The sequence below is a fragment of the Nocardioides acrostichi genome (assembly GCF_015319165.1).
GTDB classification, from domain to species: Bacteria; Actinomycetota; Actinomycetes; order Propionibacteriales; family Nocardioidaceae; genus Nocardioides; species Nocardioides acrostichi.
In genome coordinates this window covers 56,821-77,603 of the sequence record NZ_JADIVZ010000006.1, presented here as the reverse complement: position 1 = coordinate 77,603, position 20,783 = coordinate 56,821, and the positions used below count along the sequence as shown (strand labels likewise).

Here is a 20,783-nt window from a genome sequence, read left to right as displayed (position 1 = left end):
GCTCGCCACGCACCGTGCTCGCGAAGACGCCCCCGACAGTGCCCCGACGATGCCCGGGAAGTGGCCGCGGCAGCGCCCGCTTCAGGCGTGCTCATGGGCATGTGCCGGCAGGGGGCGGACCTGTCGGCCCGCCCCCTGCCGGGGTGTGGAGGGTGGTGCTCAGGCCGCGCGCGGCCAGGTGCGAGCAGCGTGGTCGTGAGCGATCGCGACACACAGGCCGCAGGTCGGCGACGACGACGCCGGGTGGTGCTCGGCCCGGGCCTCGGTCTCGGCCCACTCGGCGACCAGGTCCTCGAACTCGTCGGGGAACTCATCGGCGATGACCTGCTCGACCTGGAGCTGCAGCAGGTACAGCTCCAGCGCGTCGTCGCTCAGGCCGTGGGAGCGGAACTCCGCGGCCAGTGCCGCGACCCGCGTGTGGGTGAAGAGGAGATTCTCGCGGCGACGCCGCAGCTTGATCTCCGCCAGGTCGTCACGACCCGGCACTGCTCGCTTGTTTGTGGACATGCGCCCTCCTGAGGGCAGTTGGCGCTGAACCGACCAGTCGTCGGCCCTCGCGCGGAGCGCCGCAGCGCTCACCGGGCACCGTCACGGCGCCCGGACCAGGCACAAGACCCGATGCATGACCGGCACCAAGACCGGCACCAAGACCGGCACCAAGACCGGCACCAAGACCGGTAGCGGATGTGCAGCGATTGCCCAGCGGGACACCGCGTCGGAATGTCCGTCGAGCCCGCAGCCACGGCCGCCGGGCTCGCACCTTCAGAACTCAACAGCGGAAGCAATAGCGCAGCGGCGCGGGGTCGGGAACCAGCAGTGGCCTCCCGGACGGAGGTGATACGCAGAAGGCCACCACCCGACCCTCAGCCGCTGCGCGTCCGACAGTCCGTTCAGCAGCCCGTCGTTGGGACCGGTGCCGGTCGCTCCCGAGAGGAGGTGATACGCACAGGGTGACCACCCGGCACCGACGACGCGCGGCCGTCCGCCGCCAGAAGCGCCGGACAATTGTCGGCACATCTTGAGAGACTCAGGGCCGCTCACCACGACTTCCAGCGGCCGAGCACAGCGACACGAGGGAGCACGCGTGACCGTCCATCAGCAGGTCGAAGCCGGTACCACTATCAAGAACCACTCGGCATTCATCTGGTCGGTCGCCGACCTGCTCCGAGGCGACTTCAAGCAGTCCGAGTACGGCCGCGTCGTCCTGCCCTTCGTCGTCCTCCGACGCCTCGACTGCGTCCTTGAGCCGACCAAGGCCAAGGTCCTCGCCGTCGCCGACAAGCTCGCCGGCAAGGTCGACAACATCGACCCACTCCTGCGCCAGGCCGCCGGGGACGAGCAGTTCTACAACACCTCGCCGCTCACCATCACCCGGCTGCTCGACGACCCCACCAACCTCGCCGACAACCTCCACACCTATCTCCGCGCCTTCTCACCCGGCGCCGCCGACGTCCTGGAGAAGTTCGACCTCCACACCCAGGTCGACCGCCTCGACCGCGCCGGCCTGCTCTACCTCGTGGTGTCGAAGTTCGCCGAGATCGACCTGCACCCCGAGACCGTCTCCAACCTTGAGATGGGCTACCTCTACGAAGAGCTTGTCCGCAGGTTCTCCGAGCTCTCCAACGAGACCGCCGGAGAGCACTTCACCCCCCGCGAAGTCATCCGTCTCATGGTGAATCTGCTGTTCATCGAGGACGACGACCTCCTCACCAAACCCGGCATCGTCAAGACCCTCGCCGACGTCGCGTGCGGCACCGGCGGGATGCTCTCGGTCGCCCAGGAAACCCTGCGCCACCTCAACCCCCAGGCCCGCCTCGAGGTCTACGGCCAAGAGCTCAACGCCGAGACCTACGCCATCTGCCGCTCCGACATGATGCTCAAGGGCCAAGACGCCTCCCACATCGTGCACGGCAACTCGTTCTCCGAAGACGGCCTCGACGGGCCCTACGACTACCTGATCGCGAACCCGCCGTTCGGTGTCGAGTGGAAAAAGGTCGAGCAGGCCGTCCGTGACGAGCACGAATCCAAGGGCTTCGCCGGACGCTTCGGCGCCGGCCTCCCGCGCATCAACGACGGCTCGTTCCTCTTCCTGCAACACATGATCTCGAAGATGAAGACCCCCGAGCAGGGCGGCTCCCGCGTCGCGATCGTCTTCAACGGCTCCCCGCTCTTCACCGGCGCCGCCGGCTCCGGGGAGTCCGAGATCCGCCGCTGGATCATCGAGAACGACTGGCTTGAAGCCGTCGTCGCCCTGCCCGACCAGCTCTTCTACAACACCGGCATCTCCACCTACTTCTGGATCGTCACCAACCGCAAGGCACCCGAACGCCGCGGCATGATCCAACTCGTCGACGCCCGCGACCGGTTTCAGAAGATGCGCAAGAGCCTCGGCGAGAAGCGCAAGCAGCTCGCCGACGACCACATCACCGAGATCACCAAGCTGTACGGCGACTTCACCGACAGCGACCGGGTCAAGATCCTCCCCAACGAGTCCTTCGGGTTCCTTCGCGTCACCGTCGAACGCCCCCTCCGCCTCCGGTGGGAGATCACCGACGGCACCCTCGCCGCCATCCGCGCCGACAAGAAGCTCGCCAAGCTCCAGCCCGACGTCCTCGACACGTTCATCGAGCGGCTGTCCGAGAACGTCGGCCTCACCGAGACCGACCGCAAGATCATCGCCAACACCGTCGACCCCATCCTCAAGACCGCCGGCCTTGCCACGGCGCAGGCCAAGGCCGTGTGGGCGAACCTCGCCATCCAGGATCCCGACGCTCCCGCTATCAACAACCGCAAGGGCGACCCCGAGCCCGACCCTGACCTCCGCGACCAAGAGAACGTCGCAGTCCCCACCGGCACCATCACCCGATACGAAGCCGACGCCACCGGCCGACTCGCCAGCGCCGAGTACGTCGAGACGGTCGAGAACCACCTGATCACTGAGGTCCACCCCTATGTCCCCGACGCCTGGATCGACCACACCAAGACCAAGATCGGCCACGAGATCCCACTCACCCGCCACTTCTACAAGCACGCGCCGTCGCGAACCCTTGTCGAGATCGACGCCGAGATCACGACGCTCGAAACTGAGATTCAAGCTCTACTGCGCGAGGTGACCGATGACGTGGAGTGAAATCCGGCTGCGACGGATCCTGACGTCTTCGGGTGGCTCCTGGGGTGTTGACCCTGCCGACGGGGACGTCAAGATGCAATGCGTCCGCGCGGCGGACTTCGACTATCGACGACTTCAAACGGATGTGTCCCGTGCTCCCGTTCGCGGCTACACGGCAACGGACGTGCGAAATCGGGCTGCTCGGCCCGGTGACATGATCATTGAAAAATCGGGGGGTGGAGAACTCGCGCCCGTAGGTCGTGTTGTCCTCCATAGGCAAGGCGCAGTCGTCATGCCGACGAACTTCGCTGGGAGGCTCCGCCCCTTGCGCGGCAACGACCCTAGATTTCTCTGCTATCTGCTTTCGTCGCTGTATGCGGAGGGCCGGACCTCGGCAGCGATCAAGCAGACAACGGGCATTCAGAATCTCGATCTCGGCGCACTGTTGGACGAACGCGTCCGAGTGCCTGACCTTGGAACCCAGGCGACAATCGCGAGCCATCTCGACGCCGAGACCGCCCGAATCGATGATCTGATCGCCAAGAAGCAGCGTCTCCAGACTGCGCTACGCGAGCGATACGAGTCAGTAGTCCGCCTCGAACTCAGCTACAGGGATGGCATCAAACTCAAGTATCTGCTCGCGGCCCCCCTTGCGTACGGCGTGTTGGTGCCTTCACACGATCCAGTGGGCGTCCCGATGCTCCGCATCACCGACCTCCGCACTGGAACTGTAGATCTCAACTCGGTGAATCGAATTCCGAAGTCGCTCTCGGCGGAGTTCCGACGGACGATCCTCCGGGAGGGCGACATCGTCGTCTCGGTAGTGGGCACCCTGGGACGATGCGTCGAGGTCATCCCACAACTCGTTGGCGCCAACCTGAATCGAGCATTGGCCAGGGTGCAACTGAAGCAGGATGTGCCGCGAGCCCTCATTCGAATTTGGTTCCAAAGTGATGACTTTCAAATGCAAGCCCGCCTGGCAACATCGGGGGACTCGGCGCAACCCACTCTCGGACTGGGCGACATGAAGAACTTCAACGTCGGCATTCCACGGGACAGCAGCCGATGGGCTGAGATCACGGATCGAACGCTTCGCAGGCTCGCCCCGATCGAGGCGACGGAGTCGAAACTGCAGGAGCAGGAGCGACTTTTGGTCGAGCATCGGCAAGCATTGATCACCGCGGCGGTCAGGGGTGAGCTGAAGATCCCGGGGGTGGTGTCATGACGAATCCGACCGAGGCGGCGTTCGAGGCCGAGATCTGCACCTGGCTGATCGAGTCTGGTGGCTATGACGACGTCAAGGACGTTAAGGCCCAGGGCGAAGGGTCGGACTTCGACCGCGCAACCGGCCTGGATCGTCACGAGCTGCTGTACTTCATCAGCCGCACGCAAATCGATGAGTGGAACGAGCTGGTCAAGCGCTACCAGGACGCTGACCAGGCCCAGATCAAGTTCCGTGAGCGCCTCGCTTCCGAGATCGACAAGCGCGGCGTTGTCGATGTACTCCGGCATGGGCTCACCGACCAGGGTGTGCGGTTCCGGTTGGCGTACTTCAAGCCCGCCCACGGGCTCTCGAAGGACCTGACCGCCAAGTACACCGCGAACCGGCTGACCGTGACCCGGCAGCTCCGCTACCAAGAGGGCTCGAACAAGTCCCTCGACGTGGCGCTGCTACTGAACGGGATCCCGGTCGCCACCGCGGAGCTGAAGAATCCGCTGACTGGGCAGGGTGTCGAGCAGGCGATGACGCAGTACCGCCTCGACCGGGATCCGAAGAACCCGGTGCTGCGGCGGGCGGTGGTGCACTTCGCGGTCGACCCGCAGCGGGTCGCGATGACCACTCGGCTGGCCGGCAACGACACTCGGTTCCTGCCGTTCAACCAGGGCCACAAGCTCGGCCCCGGCAACCCCCAGATCGAGGGCGCCCACGCGACGTCGTACCTATGGCAGCGGGTGTGGGAGCGCGAGGCGTGGCTGGACCTGCTGGCCCGGTTCGTCCACGTCGAGCAGCCCGCCGGCAGGGGGTCGAAGAAGACCCCGATGGTGATCTTCCCCCGCTACCACCAGTGGGACGCCGTCCGCCGACTCGAGGCCGCTGCACGTACTGAGGGTGCGGGACACTCCTACCTGGTGCAGCACTCCGCGGGGTCGGGGAAGTCGAACACGATCGCGTGGCTGTCCCACCGGCTCTCCACGCTCCACACGGGCGACACCAAGGTGTTCGACAAGGTCATCGTGATCACCGACCGTGTCGTGCTGGACCGCCAACTCCAAGACACGATCTACCAGTTCGAGCACACCCACGGCGTGGTCGAGCGGATCGAGAAGGACTCCGCCCAGCTCGCCGCGGCGCTCACCGGGGAACGGGCCCGGATCATCATCACCACGCTGCAGAAGTTCCCGTTCGTGATGGACAAGGTCGGCGCGCTCCCGGACCGGTCGTATGCGGTGATCGTGGACGAGGCGCACTCCTCGCAGTCCGGGGACACAGCCAAGGAACTCCGCCGCGTCCTCGGTGCCCGCGCGATCGCCACTGATGAGGACGGCAACGAGCTGCCGCCCGAGGAGGTCGACCAGGCCCTCGCCGAAGCCGTGGCTGCGCGGGGGCGGCAGACGAACCTGTCGTTCTTCGCGTTCACCGCCACCCCCAAGGGCAAGACCCTGGAGCTGTTCGGCCGGCACAACCCCGCCATCGACCGCCACGAGCCGTTCCACCTGTACTCAATGCGCCAGGCGATCGGCGAGGGCTTCATCCACGACGTCCTGGCCTCCTACACGACCTACGAGTCCTACTGGCGCCTAGAGAAGGCGCTCGAGAACGACCCGCGATACCAGACCGCGAAGGCCCGCCAGGCGATCGCGAAGTACGTCAACCTCCACGAGCACAACCTGGCCCAGAAGGCCGACGTCGTCGTCGAGCACTTCCGCACCCACGTCGCCGGCAAGGTCGCCGGCAAGGCCAAGGCCATGGTCGTGTGCGCCTCCCGCGAGCACGCGCTCCGGTTCTACCGGGCACTTCGCAAGCACATCACCGACCACGGCTACGACCTCGGCGTCCTGGCCGCTTTCTCCGGCGAGGTCACCACCAACGGCGACCCGGCCGTCACCGAAGCCGCCCTCAACGGCTTCCCCGACACCCAGACGGCCGAGAAGTTCGACACCGACGACTTCCAGATCATGGTCGTGGCCGAGAAGTTCCAGACCGGCTTCGACCAACCCAAGCTCTACGCGATGTACGTCGACAAGACCCTCACCGGTCTCGCCGCCGTCCAGACCCTCTCCCGGCTCAACCGCACCCACCCCGACAAGGACGGCACCTTCGTCCTCGACTTCGTCAACAAGGCCGACGCGATCGCCGAGGAGTTCGAGCAGTACCACGGCCGCACCGTCGCACCCCCCTCGGACCCGAACCTGCTCTACGACACCCGCCACGCGCTCGACGAGTTCGGGATCCTCGACGCCGCGGAAGCACGCACCTTCGCCCACCTGCTGCTCACCGAGAACGTCGACCACGGCCGCCTCCACGGCGCGCTCGGGCCGGCCCTGGACCGGTTCGCCGGGCTCGAGGACGACGAGCAGGACCGGTTCCGTGACGCCCTGTCGAGGTTCGTTCGGATCTACTCCTTCCTCTCCCAGATCGTCTCCTTCGGCGACCCCGACCTCGAGCGTGACTACCTGTTCGCCAAGGCCCTGGCCGCGTTCATCAAGGCCGACCCCGGCGAGACCGTCGATCTCTCCGGTGCACTCGAGCTGACCCACCTGCGCACCGAGAAGAAGTTCGAGGGCTCGGTCGCACTGACCGCCGAAGAGGGGGAAGCGGTCACGATCTACTCCGGCACCGGGAAGGCAGCCGACCCCGAACCCGAAGCGCTCTCCGCGATCATCGACCGCCTCAACACCCAGTACGGCACCGACTGGAACGACGCCGACCGGCTCGTCTTCGACGCCGCCCTGGCCGACATGGTCGCCGACAAGAGCGTCCAGCTCACCGCGGCCAACAACACCCCAGAGAACTTCGGAGTGGTGTTCCCCGAGATGTTCCAGAAGGCCCTGCTGGGCCGAATGGACCGCAACGAGAAGGTCGTCTTCAAGTACCTCGACGACGAAGACCTCGCCACCGACGTCACGAAGGTCTACGCCACCCTCGCCCAGGCCAGCGCCAAGGTCGCCTACCAAGAGCACTGCCCCATCGCAGAACTCCTCACCGGCGAAGAGGGCCCGCACCTGGAGTACAAGTCCACCCTGCGCACCTCCGCCACCACCGGCGAGAAGATGCCAGTCCTGGAGACCGCAGTCATCAAGACCGTCGCCGCGTTTGCCAACAGCCGCGAAGGCGGCACTCTGCTCATCGGCGTCGCCGACGACGGCACCGTCCACGGACTCGCCAGCGACTACGCCACCCTCCATAAAGACGGGAAGGACGATCGCGACCTCTTCCTGCTCCACCTCAACCAGATCTTGACCAACGCCCTCGGACCGGCTGCGGCAGCCGAGATCAAGACCTACCTCCACACCGTCGACGACAAGGACCTCTGCCGGGTCCACACCCCACCCTCGGCCTTCCCGGTCGACGCCAACGTCAAGGTCGACAAGAAGGGCCAGATGGTGTCGAAGACTGCCTTCTACGTCCGCATCGGCAACGGCACCAAAGAGATTCCAGACGGACTGGAGAAGCAGAAGTTCACCGCTGGCCGATGGGGCGCTGCCGCGGGTGGCCAGCGGCCGGACGAGTGAAGCCGCCGGACCGACGGAGGGTCGGTTCCGCGTTGCTTGGCTTGGTCATCCTGACCTGTAGTGGACTGATGCTGGCGACGGGCCTGCTATCTGCCCAGGGGTCTGCGCTGACGCGGTTCGACGGGTGGGTCCAAGTGGTAGTACCGCGAGAGGTAGCGCTCAGTGATGGAGCCAACCGCTTGCAGTTGTCCGCTGAGGTCAATGACGGTGGACCGCGTGATCGGATGACCTACAGCATCACAGCTTGCGGTGAGCAGCCGATCGAGGGCTGGATTTTGGTCGGAGGGGATGCACGCATCACGTCGCCTACATCTGCCGCGGGCCGTCAAGTCCGGCCAGACGAGTTCGACTCCTTCCCTCTGTCGGGCGGAAGTATCGCCGGATCGCGCGACTTCGGCCCCGTACAGGTGTTCCGTTTCGAGTTTGAAGACGTGCCCCCATGTGCCGACGGTCTACGCGTCGGCACCGCGGATCAGATCTTCGGGATTGCTAATTCTTTTACTGGACTTGTTGCGCGACCTACCGCTGCGACTAGGCAACTAGGCCCCCTCTACGCCCCCACCGTGTTTGTTTCGCTACCGCTGGTAGGTGGATTCCCCGGTCTCAGTCCAAACGAGTCAGGCGTCTACAGCGCTAAGCAACTCGGCGAAGTCGAACTACTTGTTCCGCCAGCTCTTGAGAGCCGCGTTGTGAGTGGTGAACTTGGACTCGACGCGAGCCTAGAGGAGGCTCGCCCACCCACAGCGAGCAGCGGCGTATTAGCGTGGGGAAGCAGAGTGGGAATTCAGCCAGAAGCGCGACTCGGTATTCCTGGCCGCGCCGCGACCCTGAGTCTCATGCAGAACACTGCCGGTGTTCTGCTCGGAGTCGCGGCTGGTCTCTTGGGGGCTGTGACGTTCTCGACGGGCAAATTGAGCAACCGAACTTCGAAAGTGGGTTCGGATCTGCCGTTGCGGGATACGGCGGTCAGTAAGCCAGTCTCCGAGGACGACACGCTTGTCCGTCGGGCGTTGAGATGGGTCGCAATCGCAGGATTGGTGTTTGTCGCCTTCAGGCGTCAGGGGAAAAGGTAATTCGACTCGCCATCCAACGGTGGGCGCAACTACCAGTGTTAGCGGCGGCCGGGACCGCCAGATCTTCTAGGGCAACCAGCGTCGTTCTCGGCATCGCTGTGTAGAAGTGCTGGACCGACCTCGCAGTACAGCCGCCGCACAAGCTCAGGAGCTATGGGCGCTCAAGCGTTCAGAGGATCCTCTAACGCTGGTAGCAGAGCCTGGGGGAACCAAGTCGACTCTCGTTGAGCTGTCCTGAGTAGGTTCCGGGTCTTTGTCGGGCTCTCCGGCGGGCCAAGTGGTACGGGCTCGATGCGGCGCCACCCTCGAGCCGAGAGCCCTTTCATCGCGGTGGTGTAGGCGGCCGGTGGCATGCGCTCGAGGGTGCGGGCGCGCAGAAGGAGCGCTGCGATTGAGACATGCCAGCGCTGCTTCAGCTTGAAGAACACATCCCAGTCTGGGCGGTCCGGCAACTCCTGCGCTATCTGTTCGCCGGGCATGAGGAACTCTGCGGCGAATTGGTGCGCCTGTGTCTCAACTTCTTTCACACCCCAAACGGACTCGCCGTGCATCACGAGATGTCCGAGCTCGTGAGCGGCATCGAAGCGCGACCGGGCCCGGTCGTCCTTATTGGCTGAGAGGACGACGACAGGGTGATCGGGGAAGGGGAGCGAGAAGGCGTCGACGTCGGCCGCATCCAGCGGGAGCCGCAAGACGAGCACACCGTGATCCTCGAGCAGCGCGACTACGTCGTGGATCGGACCGGCCGGAACGCACCATCTTGCACGTACCTCACGCGCCGCTTGCGCGGGCAGATCCGTGTCTGCATCGAGAGAGTCGACGGGGTAGCGGGGTAGGTTGAGCGCCGGCCACCCCGCCGCCCCGACCGTGGCCGCGAGGTCGTGGACCAGGTGGGCCAGAGATCGTGCCCGGCGCCGCTGAGAAACCGTGGACTTCCTGAGCGAGCGGAAGAAGCCTTCGTGCGTCTCCTCGACCGGGACGTCGAAGTACCCGACCGGCATCGACAGAGCAGTGGCGAGAGCCGTCAGCGTGCTTGCCGAGGGTGTGGTCTCCCCGGACTCGAACTTCGACACCGCCGCTGGCGTCAGCCCGACCTGGCGGGCCAAGGCGGATTGGCTCAACTTCTGAAGGTCGCGTGCGAGACGTAGCCGTTCGGGCACGAAGCCAGCGCTCGCCGTCATCGGGCTTGGGGTCGCAGTGGGTTCACTCAGCCCATTCTGCCGTAGGGGCTCATGGGATCGCGGCACCCCGAGCGCTTCGAATGTGCAGATGCGCGTGCCGATCCGTGTCCCAACTGATAGTCTCGGAGTAGCGGCCGCGTGAGACGGTCCGAATCCCCAGGAGGCGCAATGAGTGATCGCAAGAACGTCCACGTGACCCCGCGAGAGGATGGAAGGTGGAGCGTCAGCCGCGACAACGCCAGCCGCGCCTCTTCTGTTCATGACACCCAGGCAGACGCAGCGAGCGCCGGCCGCAGCACCGCACGCCGAGACCAGGTCGAGTTCCTTCTCCACGGACGCGACGGTCGCATTCGCGAGCGCGACTCCTACGGCAACGACCCGTACCCGCCGAAGGGCTGAGCCCGTGGCCGCAAGTCGAAGTCAGATGCAGGCCCAGATCCGCGCCGCGCAGAGGCGAGCCGAACAGCAAGTCAAGCGCGAGATCGACCGCGTAAACCGCGCGAACAAGAAGGCGGTCGACGACCACAACCGGAAGGTCGACGCGCACAACAAGCGCGAGATCGACCGCGTGAACCGGGCGAACAAGAGGGCCGTCGACGACCACAATCGGAAGGTCGACGCGCACAACAAGCGGGTCGTCGACGAGGTCAACCGACGACTGGGAGCCTCACCCAACGTGCGATACACCGAGGAGGAGCGCCGTCTCTCCGAGCGGGTGCACGAAGCAGTCGCTCTCGCTGACCCGCGCGACTACGACACCTTCCTGAGCTATGCGCGACTGGATGGCGAGGAGGTCGCACGCGAACTTCGCGATGCTCTGGAACAGCGGGGCGTGGCCGTCTGGTTCGACGCGGTCGCCATCCAGCCTGGCAGGAGTCAGGCTCTGCAGATGGACCACGGGCTCCGCAAGGCGCGCTCGGGCATCGCCCTGCTGACCCCCGCCTACCTCGCGGGTCGGTTCTGGACCGAGCGTGAACTCGGAGCACTCCTCAGCAAGTCGACCCTGATTCCGGTTCTTCACAACGTCACGTTCGAGGACGTGGCCGACTACAGCGGCATCCTCCCCGACCTGGCCGGGTTCACGACGGCCCAAGACTCCGTCAGCAACATTGCCGAGAAGATCGCGAGCGCCGTGCTGGTCGCCGACTAGAAAGGCGCCAAGAGGGCGCCAGTCCGCGGCGCGGGTTCGCAGGCTGCGTCGGACCTCCAAGTGCATCCGGGAACACCATGTTCCTCTCGCGGCGACCGCGCGTTCCACCTTGCGGCCGTGTGCGTCCCGAAGTTCCTCGACCCTGAACCTTGAGGAGCTGCGGTTCTGGCAGGTCACGGTAGTTCTTTCCATACGCCAGAGGCCCCGGGCGCACACCCTAGCCGCCCGCCGGCAGCCCACGAGTGCCCCCTGACGGCGCCCGGTCACGCGCTCGTAGCACAAACTTCACCCACTGGTGTCCACAACTCGGGAGCCCGCAGGTTTGTTCGTGGCGTCGGGACGGTAGTGTCCTGCTCAGCAGCAGGTGCAAGTTCCAGCAGGTCGACGCCCGCGGAGTTTGTGAGCAGGCGCCGTTTCTGCTTGTGGTTCTCCTAGTAAGAGCAAGCAAGTCGGAGCGACGTGTCACCGGCATTTGTTGCCGGAGTCGCCGAAGTGGTGACTCCCGCCCCGACACAAGGAGAAACGAGCACAATGGCTCAGGGCACCGTGAAGTGGTTCAACGCTGAGAAGGGCTACGGGTTCATCGCCCAGGGAGACGGCGGCGACGACGTCTTCGTGCACTACTCGGCCATCCAGTCTCAGGGCTACAAGTCCCTCGAGGAGAACCAGCAGGTCGAGTTCGACGTCACCCAGGGCCCCAAGGGCCCGCAGGCGGAGAACGTTCGCCCGCTCTGACGAGACGGGTGATCTGACGTCTTAGTCAGCACGCGAACCGGGGTCGTCCCATGGGGACGGCCCCGGTTTCTCGTTCCCCGCTGAGAACAAAGTGAAATCTTCATCACCGCGCCCCTCGTAGGGTTTGGTTCTCAGGTGGGCAGGGCACTGTGGAGCCAGTGTGGAGTACAGACCAGTCCCGAAAGATGAGCGAGGGTGACGTGCACGATCAGTTCGACGTGTCCCTCGAGGATGCGGACCTTCTCGGCGAGGTCGAGCTCACGACGAACCTGATCATCGCCGCCTCCGAGTCCGACGAGCACCTCACGCAGGGCGAGATCGATGCGATCCTCGGCCTCGTGGAGCCCAGCGTCTGACCAGAGATCGACGGTTCCGACCAACGCCCCGGGCACGCCCGGGGCGTTCTTCTTGTTTGTCCTTATACCCTGCCGGGGTACCGTTTATGACATGAGCGAGTCGACGTCGTCCGGCCACGGGTACATCCACCGCAAGGAGGAGTACCTGACGCGGCTGCGCCGCATCGAGGGGCAGGCGAGAGGCCTCCAGCGCATGGTCGAGGCCGAGGAGTACTGCATCGACATCCTCACCCAGGTCTCGGCGATGACCAAGGCCCTCCAAGCCGTCTCGCTCGGCCTGCTCGACGAACACTTGAGCCACTGCGTCGTCGACGCCGCGCGCGCGGGCGACGCCGAGGCGCGCGTGAAGATCGACGAGGCCGTCGCTGCCATCACCCGTCTCGTCCGCTCCTGACACCACACCCAGCCATCCGCTCCCTGAGAACCTGGAGGATCCCGATGTCCGTCACCAGCACCTGGACCGTCACCGGCATGACCTGCGAGCACTGCGTCGCCTCGGTCACCGAGGAACTCGAGGAGGTCGCGGGCGTCGAGTCCGTCTCCGTGGCCCTCGACTCGGGCGAGGTGGTGGTCACCAGCGCCGACGAGCTCGCGCGCGATGCCGTGGCGGCCGCCGTCGACGAGGCCGGCTACACCCTGGTCTGAGGCATCTCATGACTGACGTCGAACTGGCCATCACCGGCATGACCTGTGCGTCGTGCGCGCACCGCATCGAGCGCAAGCTCGGCAAGCTCGACGGCGTCACGGCGTCGGTGAACTACGCCACCGAGAAGGCGCGGGTCACCTTTCCCGCCGACCTCGGTACCGACGTCCTGCTCGACACCGTCGCGTCGGCCGGCTACACCGCGGCCCTGCCGGCGCCCGACGACGTCGCGCCCGACGAACAGTCGGACGACGACCCCGAGGTGGCCGAGCTGCGCCGGCGACTGTTGGTGAGCGCGGCGCTCGCGACACCGGTCCTGGTGCTGGCGATGGTGCCACCCTGGCAGTTCGCCAACTGGCAGTGGCTCTCGCTCACGCTCGCCTCGCCGGTGGTCGTGTGGGGCGCCTGGCCGTTCCACCGTGCGGCCGCGGTCAACGCTCGGCACGGTGCCACGACCATGGACACCCTGGTCTCGGTCGGGGTGCTCGCCGCCTACGCGTGGTCGCTCGTCGCGCTCTTCCTCGGCACCGCCGGCCAGCCCGGCATGACGCACGGCTTCGACCTGTTCGCCGGCCGCGGCGACGCGCTGGGCAACATCTACCTCGAGGCCGCCGCCGGGGTCACCACGTTCATGCTGGCCGGCCGGTACGCCGAGAAGCGCGCCCGTCGGCGCGCCGGATCCGCGCTGCGCGAACTGCTGGAGGCCGGCGCCAAGCACGTGACGGTGCGCCGCGACGGCGCCGAGATGAGTGTGCCCGCGGCCGAGGTCGCCGCGGGCGACCTGCTCGTCGTCCGGCCCGGCGAGCGCATCGGAGCCGACGGGGTGGTGGTCGAGGGCACCTCGGCGGTCGACACCGCGATGGTCACCGGCGAGTCGGTGCCGGTCGAGGTGGGGCCCGAGAGCGAGGTGGTCGGCGGGTGCGTCAACGTGGGTGGACTGCTGCTCGTGCGCGCCACTCGCGTGGGGGCCGACTCCCAGGTCGCGCAGATGGCGCGGCTGGTCGAGGAGGCCCAACAGGGCAAGGCCGAGGCGCAGCGCCTCGCCGACCGGGTCTCCTCGGTGTTCGTGCCGATCGTGATCGGCCTCGCCGCGCTCACCGCCGTCGGATGGCTCGTCGCCGGCGCCGGCACGCCGGGGGGCATCACCCACGCGCTCGCGGCGGCGGTCGCCGTGCTCATCATCGCCTGCCCGTGCGCCCTCGGACTGGCCACGCCGACCGCGCTCATGGTCGGCACCGGGAGGGGCGCGCAGCTGGGCATCCTGGTGCGCGGCCCGGAGGTGCTCGAGCAGGCGCGGCGCATCGAGGTGGTGGTGCTCGACAAGACCGGCACCGTCACGACCGGGCAGATGAGTCTGGTCGACGTGGTAGCGGGCGAGGGCGCGGAGGAGTCGCAGGTGCGACGGGTGGCCGCCACGCTCGAGTCCGGCTCGGAGCACCCGGTGGCGCGGGCCATCGCGGCAGCGCTCCCGGCCTCCGAGCTCGGATCACTGGGCGACTTCGCTAACCGGGAGGGGCTGGGCGTGGTCGGCTCGGTCGACGGCACGCCGGCCGTGATCGGTCGCCCGCAGCTCCTCGACTCCGAGGGACTCGCGGTGTCGGAGAACCTGCGTGAGGCGGTCCGTGCGGCGGCCGGGCGAGGCGCCACCGCCGTCCTCGTCGGGTGGGAGGGCGCCGCGCGTGGAGTGCTCGCGGTGGCCGACACCGTCAAGCCGACCTCGGCCGAGGCGATCGCGCGGCTGCGGGCGCTCGGGCTGGAGCCCGTGCTGCTCACCGGCGATTCCGAGGTCGCGGCCCGGCAGGTCGCCGCCGAGGTGGGCATCGAGCGCGTGGTGGCCGAGGTGCTGCCCGTCGACAAGGTCGACCAGGTGAAGGCGCTCCAGGCCGAGGGTCCGCACGGCGCCCGTGGTGTCGCGATGGTGGGCGACGGCGTCAACGACGCCGCGGCTCTCGCGCAGGCCGACCTCGGCATCGCCGTCGGCACCGGCACCGACGTCGCCATCGAGGCCAGCGACCTCACGCTCGTCTCCGGCGACCTGCTGGCGGTGAGTGACGCCGTCCGGCTGGCCCGGCGCACGCTCGGCACGATCCGCGCGAACCTGGTGTGGGCGTTCGGGTACAACGTGGCGGCGATCCCGCTGGCCGCCGCCGGCCTGCTCAACCCCATGCTCGCCGGCGCCGCCATGGCCGCCTCGTCGGTCTGCGTCGTCGGCAACAGCCTGCGCCTGCGTCGTTTCCGCTGACCCGTCACGAATTTCCACGTGACCCGTCACGAATTTCCACGTGACCCGTCACGAATTTCCACGTGACCCGTCGCGAATTTCCACGTGACCCGTCACAACTTCAGGCGGAACTCCCGCGGCGCCGCCACGTCAGCAGGTTGCGAACAGCACCGGCCCGGACGAGAGGTCGGAGAGGGCGTAGGCCTGGGGCTTGGCCGTGAGGTCGAGGGTGATCACCGTGCCGGTGGCGCTGGCCTCGTCGACGCTGAACCGCTCGGCGAAGCTGCCGCCCTGCCCGGGGGCGGGGCCGGCGGCGAGCTTCGCGCGCGGGTCGACGTCGTCGCGGGCCTGCTGGTCGGACTCGAACGACATCTCCACACGCAGCGCGCGGCCGCCGAGGTCGGCGATCACGAACCCGGCCAGCGGAGACACTCCGCCCGCTTCGGTGACGAGCCGCGCGCCGGTCTGTTGCGCGTCGGCGTCGGCCTGCCCCATCGCGAGCTCGCTGCACACCTGGTCGCCGGTGTAGCCGATCGCCGAGAGCGGCTCGGTGCCCAGCGCCGAGACGGCGTCGCGCAGCCCCTGGTCGCTCGGACCGTCCTGCGACGACGCCGTGCGCACGGCGTGCTGGAGGTAGGAGGAGGTGTTGCTGGTGAAGACGAGTCCGGCGTCGGCGTCGAGAGCGAAGTTCTGGAGCATCGGGTTGCCGGTCTCGTCGGCGCGGGTCGTGACCTGGCCGAGCACGTCGTCGCCGCCGACCCACACTCCGCCGGAGGTCTCCCCGCCCTCGGCATCGGACGGCGCGGTGTAGCCGAGCGCGCGAAGCCGGTCGGCGAGGTCGTCGAAGTCGGTGCCGGGGTCGAGGCGCACGATCTCGACCGATCCTTCCTCGGCCTGGGCCAGCAGCTCCCACTGCGCCGTGGCCGGCGACCAGCCGAAGGTGGAGTCCAGCAGCTTCGCGGAGTCGAGCAGACCGGAGGCGGAGGTCAGATCCTGACTGAAGCCGCGTCGCAGCAGCGCACCGAGCGAGTCGGAGGAGTCCCGCAGGTCGAGCGCGTCGCGCACGCCGGCCCAGTCGGTGAAGGTGTAACGCTGCGCCTCCGGGGGCGCCATCTGCACCGCTCGGCCGAAGTCGGTGTCGGGAGCGCGCAGGTGCCGCACCACCGCGACGGTCGCCACGCCGAGGACCACGACGAGCACCAGGACGCCGGCGGCGACGAGGGTCTGGGCGAGCCTGCGAGACACGGTGCGAGACTACGGGCATGCCCAGCAGCGCATCCGCCGACGGCTCCGGGACGACCGCCGCGGTGGTGACCGCGGCCGGCGCGGTGGTGGTCCGCAAGGGCCGCGAGGTGCTGCTCGTGCACCGCCCCCGCTACGACGACTGGTCCTTCCCCAAGGGCAAGGTCGACCCCGGTGAGCACCCTGTCGCCACCGCGGTGCGAGAGGTCGAGGAGGAGACCGGCGTGCGAGTGCGGCTCGGGGCTCCGCTGCCGATCCTGCGCTACCCGACCGGGCCGGCCGGCAGTGGCCGCACGAAGGTCGTGCACTACTGGCACGCCCGCACTCTCGGCGACGACCACGCCGCCACCGACGTGTCCGGGTACGAGCCGAACAAGGAGATCGACGACGTCCGCTGGGTCGGCTTCGACACCGCCGGCGACCTGCTCAGCTACGAGCGCGACCGCGAGCTGCTCGCCGAGGCCGTGGGCAGCCACCGCCGCAGCCACCCGCTCGTGGTGCTGCGCCACGCCGAGGCCCGCCCGCGCAAGAGCTGGCGCGGTGCCGACCAGCGCCGTCCGCTGGGTCGAGACGGCACGGTGCAGGCCCGCACGCTGGTGCCGCTGCTGGCGGCGTACGACGCTCGCCGGGTGCTCACGTCGCCGTCGTTGCGCTGCCTCGAGACGGTGGCCCCGTGGGCGGCCGCGGCCGACCTCGAGCCCGACCTGCGCCCCTGCCTCTCCGAGGAGGACGTCGATCCCGCGGCCATCGTGGGTCTGGTCGAGGAGCTGGTGGCCGGCGTCCGCGGCGATCGCGGAGGAGCGGTGCTGTGCAGCCACCGGCCGGTGCTGCCCGAGGTCTTCGCCGCCCTGGGCCTGCCCGACCCGCGGCTGGCGCCCGGAGAGATGCTCGTCGCGCACCTGCGCAAGGGCCAGGTCGTGGCCACAGAGCAACACCACTCCAGCTGAGTGTGGCGGTCTTCACAAGAGCCTCCGGAGCCTGTTCATTCGCCGTTCACCGGCTCCCGAGCATCCGGTCATCTGGCCTCCCTACCTTCTCCGACGTATCCCCTAGACATCCAGGAGAAGTTCCAGTGCGTACCACCTCTCTGCGCCGTGTGATCGTGCCCGGCGTTGCTGCCCTGTCCCTTGCCTTCGGCTTGGCGGCCTGCGGCTCCGACGACTCGGGTACCTCGTCGGACGGCAGCTCCTCCGCGGCGTCCGGCCTCTCCGGCGAGGTCGCCGGCGGCGGCTCCTCGGCGCAGCAGCAGGCCCAGGAGGCCTGGCGCGCCGGCTTCGGTCAGGCCAACCCCGACGTCAAGCTCAGCTACGACCCCGTGGGCTCGGGCACCGGCCGCGAGAACTTCATCTCCGGCGCCTACCTCTACGCCGGCACCGACTCCGCGCTCGACGACGACGAGATCAAGGACGCCTCCGAGACCTGCGGCGCCGACGTCGTCGAGATCCCCGTGTTCATCTCGCCGGTCGACGTCGTCTACAACCTCGACGGTGTCGACGACCTCCAGCTCTCGCCGGAGACGATCGCCAACATCTTCAACGGCTCCATCACCACGTGGGACGACGCGGCCATCAAGGCCGACAACCCCGACGCCGACCTGCCGAGCACGAAGATCGTCCCCGTGCACCGCTCGGACTCCTCGGGCACCACCGACAACTTCACCGACTACCTCTCGCAGGCCTCGAACGGCGCCTGGGCCGACGAGCACAGCTCCGACTGGCCCACGACCAAGGGCGAGTCCGGTGAGGGCACCTCCGGTCTGGTCGACGCCGTCAAGGCCGGTCAGGGCACCATCGGCTACGCGGACGACTCGGGCGTGCAGGGCTCGGGCCTGGGCATCGCCAAGATCAAGGTCGGCGACGAGTACGTCGCTCCGTCGGCCGACGGAGCCGCGGCGGCTCTCGCCGCTTCGGAGCAGACCTCCGGCACGCCGGAGTCGATCATCACGTACTCGCTCAACCGCACCAGCACCGACCCGAGCACCTACCCGATCTTCCTGACCTCCTACGAGATCGCGTGCCCGACCTACGACGACGCCAACACGGCCGAGATCGTCAAGGGCTTCTTGACCTACATGGTCTCCTCGGACGGGCAGAAGGCCGCTGCGGCGAACGCCTACTCCGCCCCGCTGCCGCAGGACATCGCCGATCTGGCGCAGGCGCAAATCGACAAGATCGGTTCCTGACACACTGGTGTCCTCCGCACGACCGCGGCACGCGGTGGGTCGGCTCGTCCGGCCCACCGCGTCCCCGCGTCGTGCACCCGGGTCACACGTCTAGAACGGGGTACGAGTCCGCGTGAACCTCACGACGACCGAGCCTGCCGAGGTGTCGGACACGCTGTCTGGCGGGAGCCAGCGCGGCGACCGCGTCTTCCACGGTCTCGCCTTCGCCGCCGGAGCCAGCATCATGGTCGCCCTCGCGGGCGTCTTCATCTTCTTGGCCATCCGCGGCGCGGCTGGCTTCAGCGCCGCCACGGGTCTCTACCAGCCCTACACCAGCTTCGTGCCCTACGCCGCGGGCCTGCTCTTCGGCACCGCACTGGTGGCCGTGCTCGCGATGATCATCGCGGTGCCGTTCGCCGTGGGGGTGGCGCTGTTCCTCACCCACTACGCGCCGCGTCCGCTCTCGACCGTCATCGCCTACCTCATCGACCTGTTGGCCGCCGTGCCGTCGGTCGTGTTCGGCCTCTGGGGCCTCAAGGCGCTGGGTCCGGCGCTGCTGCCGATCCAGCGGTGGCTCAACGAGCACCTGGGCTTCATCCCCTTCTTCGCCGGTGAGGTCAGCGCCACCGGGCGCACCGTCTTCCTGGCCGCGATCGTGCTGGCCATCATGGTGCTGCCGATCACGACGGCGATCTGCCGCGAGGTGTTCGGCCAGACCCCCCGCCTGCACGAGGAGGCCGCCCTGGCCCTCGGCGCGACCCGCTGGGAGATGATCCGCTACGCGGTGCTCCCGCACTCGCGCTCGGGCATCATCGCGGGCACCATGCTCGGCCTGGGTCGGGCGCTGGGCGAGACCATGGCGGTACTGCTGGTGCTCAACGCCTCGGGGCCGAAGATCACCTGGCACCTGCTGACCTCCGACAACCCGGCCACGATCGCCTCGAACATCGCCCAGAACTTCCAGGGCGAGAACATCGACCTCCAGGTGGTGCTCCTGGCCACCGGCCTGGTGCTGTTCGTCTTCACGTTCCTGGTCAACTTCGCCGCCCGGTGGGTCGTGATCCGCTCGGAGAGGAAGTTCCAGTGAGTACCGACCTGAGCGACGTCGCCACCGACACGACCTTTCCACCGCCCTCCCTGGTCCGCGCGCGGCTGCCCCGGCAGGCGACGCTGATCGTCGGCGTCTTGGCCCTCGCGCTGGCCGTGCTCGGCGGACCGCTGCTCACGGGTGCCTCGTGGTACTCCGTGCCCTTCGTGGCCGGCCTCCTGCTCGTCGTGCTGCTGCCGCTGTGGTCGTTGCAGGTCGAAGGGCGCCGTGCCGCGGTCGACCGGCTCGTCACACTGCTCGTGACCTACGCCGTCACCCTGGCGCTGGTGCCCCTGGTGTGGGTGCTCGCCTACACCGTCATCCAGGGCCTGCCGGCGATCAACTGGGCGTTCCTGACGAAGGACCAGACGACCACGCTCGACCCGGTCACCTTCAAGCAGATGCCGGGAGCCGGCGTGCTGCACGCCATCGTCGGCACGCTGCTCATCACCCTCGGCGCGACCATCATCTCGGTGCCGATCGGCCTGCTCACGGCCATCTATCTGGTCGAGTACGGCGCCAAGAGCCGGATGGCGCGCATCATCACGGTGCTCGTCGACGTGATGACGGGCATCCCCTCGATCGTCGCGGGCCTCTTCGCCGTCGCGCTGTTCACGCAGTTCGGCAGCGTCGGCACCCGCATCGGGTTCATGGGGTCGGTCGCGTTGTCGTTGCTGATGATCCCCACCGTCGTCCGTTCGGGCGAGGAGATGATGCGGCTGGTGCCCGCCGATCTGCGTGAGGCCTCCTACGCGCTCGGCGTGCCGAAGTGGCGCACCATCCTCAAGGTCGTCGTGCCCACCGCGTTCGGCGGCATCCTCACCGGCGTGATGCTGGCGGTCAGCCGCGTCATCGGTGAGACCGCGCCGCTGCTCGTGGCCGTCGGCACGGTCGACTACATGAACACGAACCTGTTCAGCGGCCGGATGCAGACGCTGCCGGTGTTCATCGTCAGCAAGTACAAACAGGGCGCCGACTTGCTCGAGCTCGCGTGGGGTGCTGCGCTGATCCTCGTCATACTCGTGATGGTCCTGAACCTGACCGCGCGCATCATCGGCAAGATCTTCGCCCCCAAGACCGGGCGCTGAGAG

Annotated in this window: 17 protein-coding genes; 14 read left to right on the top strand and 3 right to left on the bottom strand. The window is 67.7% G+C overall.

Annotated features, from left to right (window positions below; translation table 11 throughout):
* Positions 1-159 precede the first annotated feature (159 nt).
* Entirely contained in the window at positions 160-507 is a 348-nt protein-coding gene (locus tag ISG29_RS12865; RefSeq protein ID WP_194503848.1) for a hypothetical protein, read from the bottom strand.
* Between the two features lie 577 nt (positions 508-1,084).
* On the opposite strand from ISG29_RS12865, the gene ISG29_RS12860 reads away from it, so the two are divergent.
* The 3 genes from ISG29_RS12860 to ISG29_RS12850 all read left to right on the top strand — a co-directional run bounded on the left by ISG29_RS12860 (position 1,085) and on the right by ISG29_RS12850 (position 7,843).
* Positions 1,085-3,130 carry a type I restriction-modification system subunit M gene (locus tag ISG29_RS12860; RefSeq protein WP_328829033.1) on the top strand — a complete coding sequence of 682 codons (2,046 nt, stop codon included), beginning with the start codon at positions 1,085-1,087 and terminating at the stop codon, positions 3,128-3,130.
* A 304-nt stretch (positions 3,131-3,434) separates the two neighbouring features.
* Entirely contained in the window at positions 3,435-4,334 is a 900-nt protein-coding gene (locus tag ISG29_RS12855) for a restriction endonuclease subunit S domain-containing protein (protein WP_328829031.1), read from the top strand.
* Positions 4,331-7,843 carry an RNA-binding domain-containing protein gene (locus ISG29_RS12850; protein WP_194503846.1) on the top strand — a complete coding sequence of 1,171 codons (3,513 nt, stop codon included), beginning with the start codon at positions 4,331-4,333 and terminating at the stop codon, positions 7,841-7,843. Before ISG29_RS12855 ends, ISG29_RS12850 begins: the two co-directional genes overlap by 4 nt.
* Before the next feature lie 1,234 nt (positions 7,844-9,077).
* Here the strand turns inward: ISG29_RS12850 and ISG29_RS12845 are convergent.
* Entirely contained in the window at positions 9,078-10,097 is a 1,020-nt protein-coding gene (locus ISG29_RS12845; RefSeq protein WP_194503845.1) for a helix-turn-helix domain-containing protein, read from the bottom strand.
* 168 nt (positions 10,098-10,265) lie between these two features.
* On the opposite strand from ISG29_RS12845, the gene ISG29_RS21680 reads away from it, so the two are divergent.
* The 7 genes from ISG29_RS21680 (at position 10,266) to ISG29_RS12810 (ending at position 15,223) form a co-directional block, all read left to right on the top strand.
* Entirely contained in the window at positions 10,266-10,496 is a 231-nt protein-coding gene (locus ISG29_RS21680; protein WP_194503844.1) for a DUF2188 domain-containing protein, read from the top strand.
* 25 nt (positions 10,497-10,521) lie between these two features.
* Positions 10,522-11,247 (top strand): toll/interleukin-1 receptor domain-containing protein, encoded by a 726-nt coding sequence (locus ISG29_RS12835; RefSeq protein ID WP_194503843.1) that lies wholly within the window; start codon positions 10,522-10,524, stop codon positions 11,245-11,247.
* Positions 11,248-11,778: 531 nt separating this feature from the next.
* Positions 11,779-11,982 carry a cold-shock protein gene (locus ISG29_RS12830; RefSeq protein ID WP_194503842.1) on the top strand — a complete coding sequence of 68 codons (204 nt, stop codon included), beginning with the start codon at positions 11,779-11,781 and terminating at the stop codon, positions 11,980-11,982.
* 185 nt (positions 11,983-12,167) lie between these two features.
* Positions 12,168-12,338 carry a hypothetical protein gene (locus ISG29_RS12825; RefSeq protein WP_194503967.1) on the top strand — a complete coding sequence of 57 codons (171 nt, stop codon included), beginning with the start codon at positions 12,168-12,170 and terminating at the stop codon, positions 12,336-12,338.
* Between the two features lie 91 nt (positions 12,339-12,429).
* Positions 12,430-12,732 (top strand): metal-sensitive transcriptional regulator, encoded by a 303-nt coding sequence (locus tag ISG29_RS12820; RefSeq protein WP_194503841.1) that lies wholly within the window; start codon positions 12,430-12,432, stop codon positions 12,730-12,732.
* Between the two features lie 44 nt (positions 12,733-12,776).
* Complete coding sequence (locus ISG29_RS12815) at positions 12,777-12,983, top strand: heavy-metal-associated domain-containing protein (protein ID WP_194503840.1); 207 nt, start codon at positions 12,777-12,779, stop codon at positions 12,981-12,983.
* Positions 12,984-12,991: 8 nt separating this feature from the next.
* Positions 12,992-15,223 carry a heavy metal translocating P-type ATPase gene (locus ISG29_RS12810; protein WP_194503839.1) on the top strand — a complete coding sequence of 744 codons (2,232 nt, stop codon included), beginning with the start codon at positions 12,992-12,994 and terminating at the stop codon, positions 15,221-15,223.
* Between the two features lie 129 nt (positions 15,224-15,352).
* Here ISG29_RS12810 and ISG29_RS12805 read toward each other — a convergent pair whose 3' ends face one another.
* Positions 15,353-16,447, bottom strand: coding sequence for a hypothetical protein (locus ISG29_RS12805; RefSeq protein ID WP_194503838.1), 1,095 nt, complete (start codon positions 16,445-16,447; stop codon positions 15,353-15,355).
* 17 nt (positions 16,448-16,464) lie between these two features.
* Here ISG29_RS12805 and ISG29_RS12800 point away from each other — a divergent pair, with 17 nt between their 5' ends.
* The 4 genes from ISG29_RS12800 to pstA all read left to right on the top strand — a co-directional run bounded on the left by ISG29_RS12800 (position 16,465) and on the right by pstA (position 20,780).
* The gene (locus ISG29_RS12800) at positions 16,465-17,391 is read left to right on the top strand and encodes an NUDIX hydrolase (RefSeq protein WP_194503837.1); all 927 of its coding nucleotides are present in this window, start codon (positions 16,465-16,467) and stop codon (positions 17,389-17,391) included.
* Between the two features lie 125 nt (positions 17,392-17,516).
* Positions 17,517-18,626 (top strand): phosphate ABC transporter substrate-binding protein PstS, encoded by a 1,110-nt coding sequence (pstS, locus tag ISG29_RS12795; protein ID WP_194503836.1) that lies wholly within the window; start codon positions 17,517-17,519, stop codon positions 18,624-18,626.
* 112 nt (positions 18,627-18,738) lie between these two features.
* The gene (gene pstC, locus ISG29_RS12790; protein WP_328829024.1) at positions 18,739-19,692 is read left to right on the top strand and encodes a phosphate ABC transporter permease subunit PstC; all 954 of its coding nucleotides are present in this window, start codon (positions 18,739-18,741) and stop codon (positions 19,690-19,692) included.
* Positions 19,689-20,780 carry a phosphate ABC transporter permease PstA gene (pstA, locus tag ISG29_RS12785; RefSeq protein ID WP_328829022.1) on the top strand — a complete coding sequence of 364 codons (1,092 nt, stop codon included), beginning with the start codon at positions 19,689-19,691 and terminating at the stop codon, positions 20,778-20,780. The genes pstC and pstA overlap by 4 nt, the downstream gene beginning before the upstream one ends.
* The last annotated feature ends 3 nt before the right edge of the window (positions 20,781-20,783 follow it).

What these genes read in the sequence shown, in the direction of transcription:
- ISG29_RS12865 (WP_194503848.1), bottom strand. Translation starts at nt 507, where the DNA reads ATGTCCACAAACAAGCGAGCAGTGCCGGGTCGTGACGACCTGGCGGAG.
- ISG29_RS12850 (WP_194503846.1), top strand. Translation starts at nt 4,331, where the DNA reads ATGACGAATCCGACCGAGGCGGCGTTCGAGGCCGAGATCTGCACCTGG.
- ISG29_RS12845 (WP_194503845.1), bottom strand. Translation starts at nt 10,097, where the DNA reads ATGACGGCGAGCGCTGGCTTCGTGCCCGAACGGCTACGTCTCGCACGC.
- ISG29_RS21680 (WP_194503844.1), top strand. Translation starts at nt 10,266, where the DNA reads ATGAGTGATCGCAAGAACGTCCACGTGACCCCGCGAGAGGATGGAAGG.
- ISG29_RS12835 (WP_194503843.1), top strand. Translation starts at nt 10,522, where the DNA reads ATGCAGGCCCAGATCCGCGCCGCGCAGAGGCGAGCCGAACAGCAAGTC.
- ISG29_RS12830 (WP_194503842.1), top strand. Translation starts at nt 11,779, where the DNA reads ATGGCTCAGGGCACCGTGAAGTGGTTCAACGCTGAGAAGGGCTACGGG.
- ISG29_RS12825 (WP_194503967.1), top strand. Translation starts at nt 12,168, where the DNA reads ATGAGCGAGGGTGACGTGCACGATCAGTTCGACGTGTCCCTCGAGGAT.
- ISG29_RS12820 (WP_194503841.1), top strand. Translation starts at nt 12,430, where the DNA reads ATGAGCGAGTCGACGTCGTCCGGCCACGGGTACATCCACCGCAAGGAG.
- ISG29_RS12815 (WP_194503840.1), top strand. Translation starts at nt 12,777, where the DNA reads ATGTCCGTCACCAGCACCTGGACCGTCACCGGCATGACCTGCGAGCAC.
- ISG29_RS12810 (WP_194503839.1), top strand. Translation starts at nt 12,992, where the DNA reads ATGACTGACGTCGAACTGGCCATCACCGGCATGACCTGTGCGTCGTGC.
- ISG29_RS12800 (WP_194503837.1), top strand. Translation starts at nt 16,465, where the DNA reads ATGCCCAGCAGCGCATCCGCCGACGGCTCCGGGACGACCGCCGCGGTG.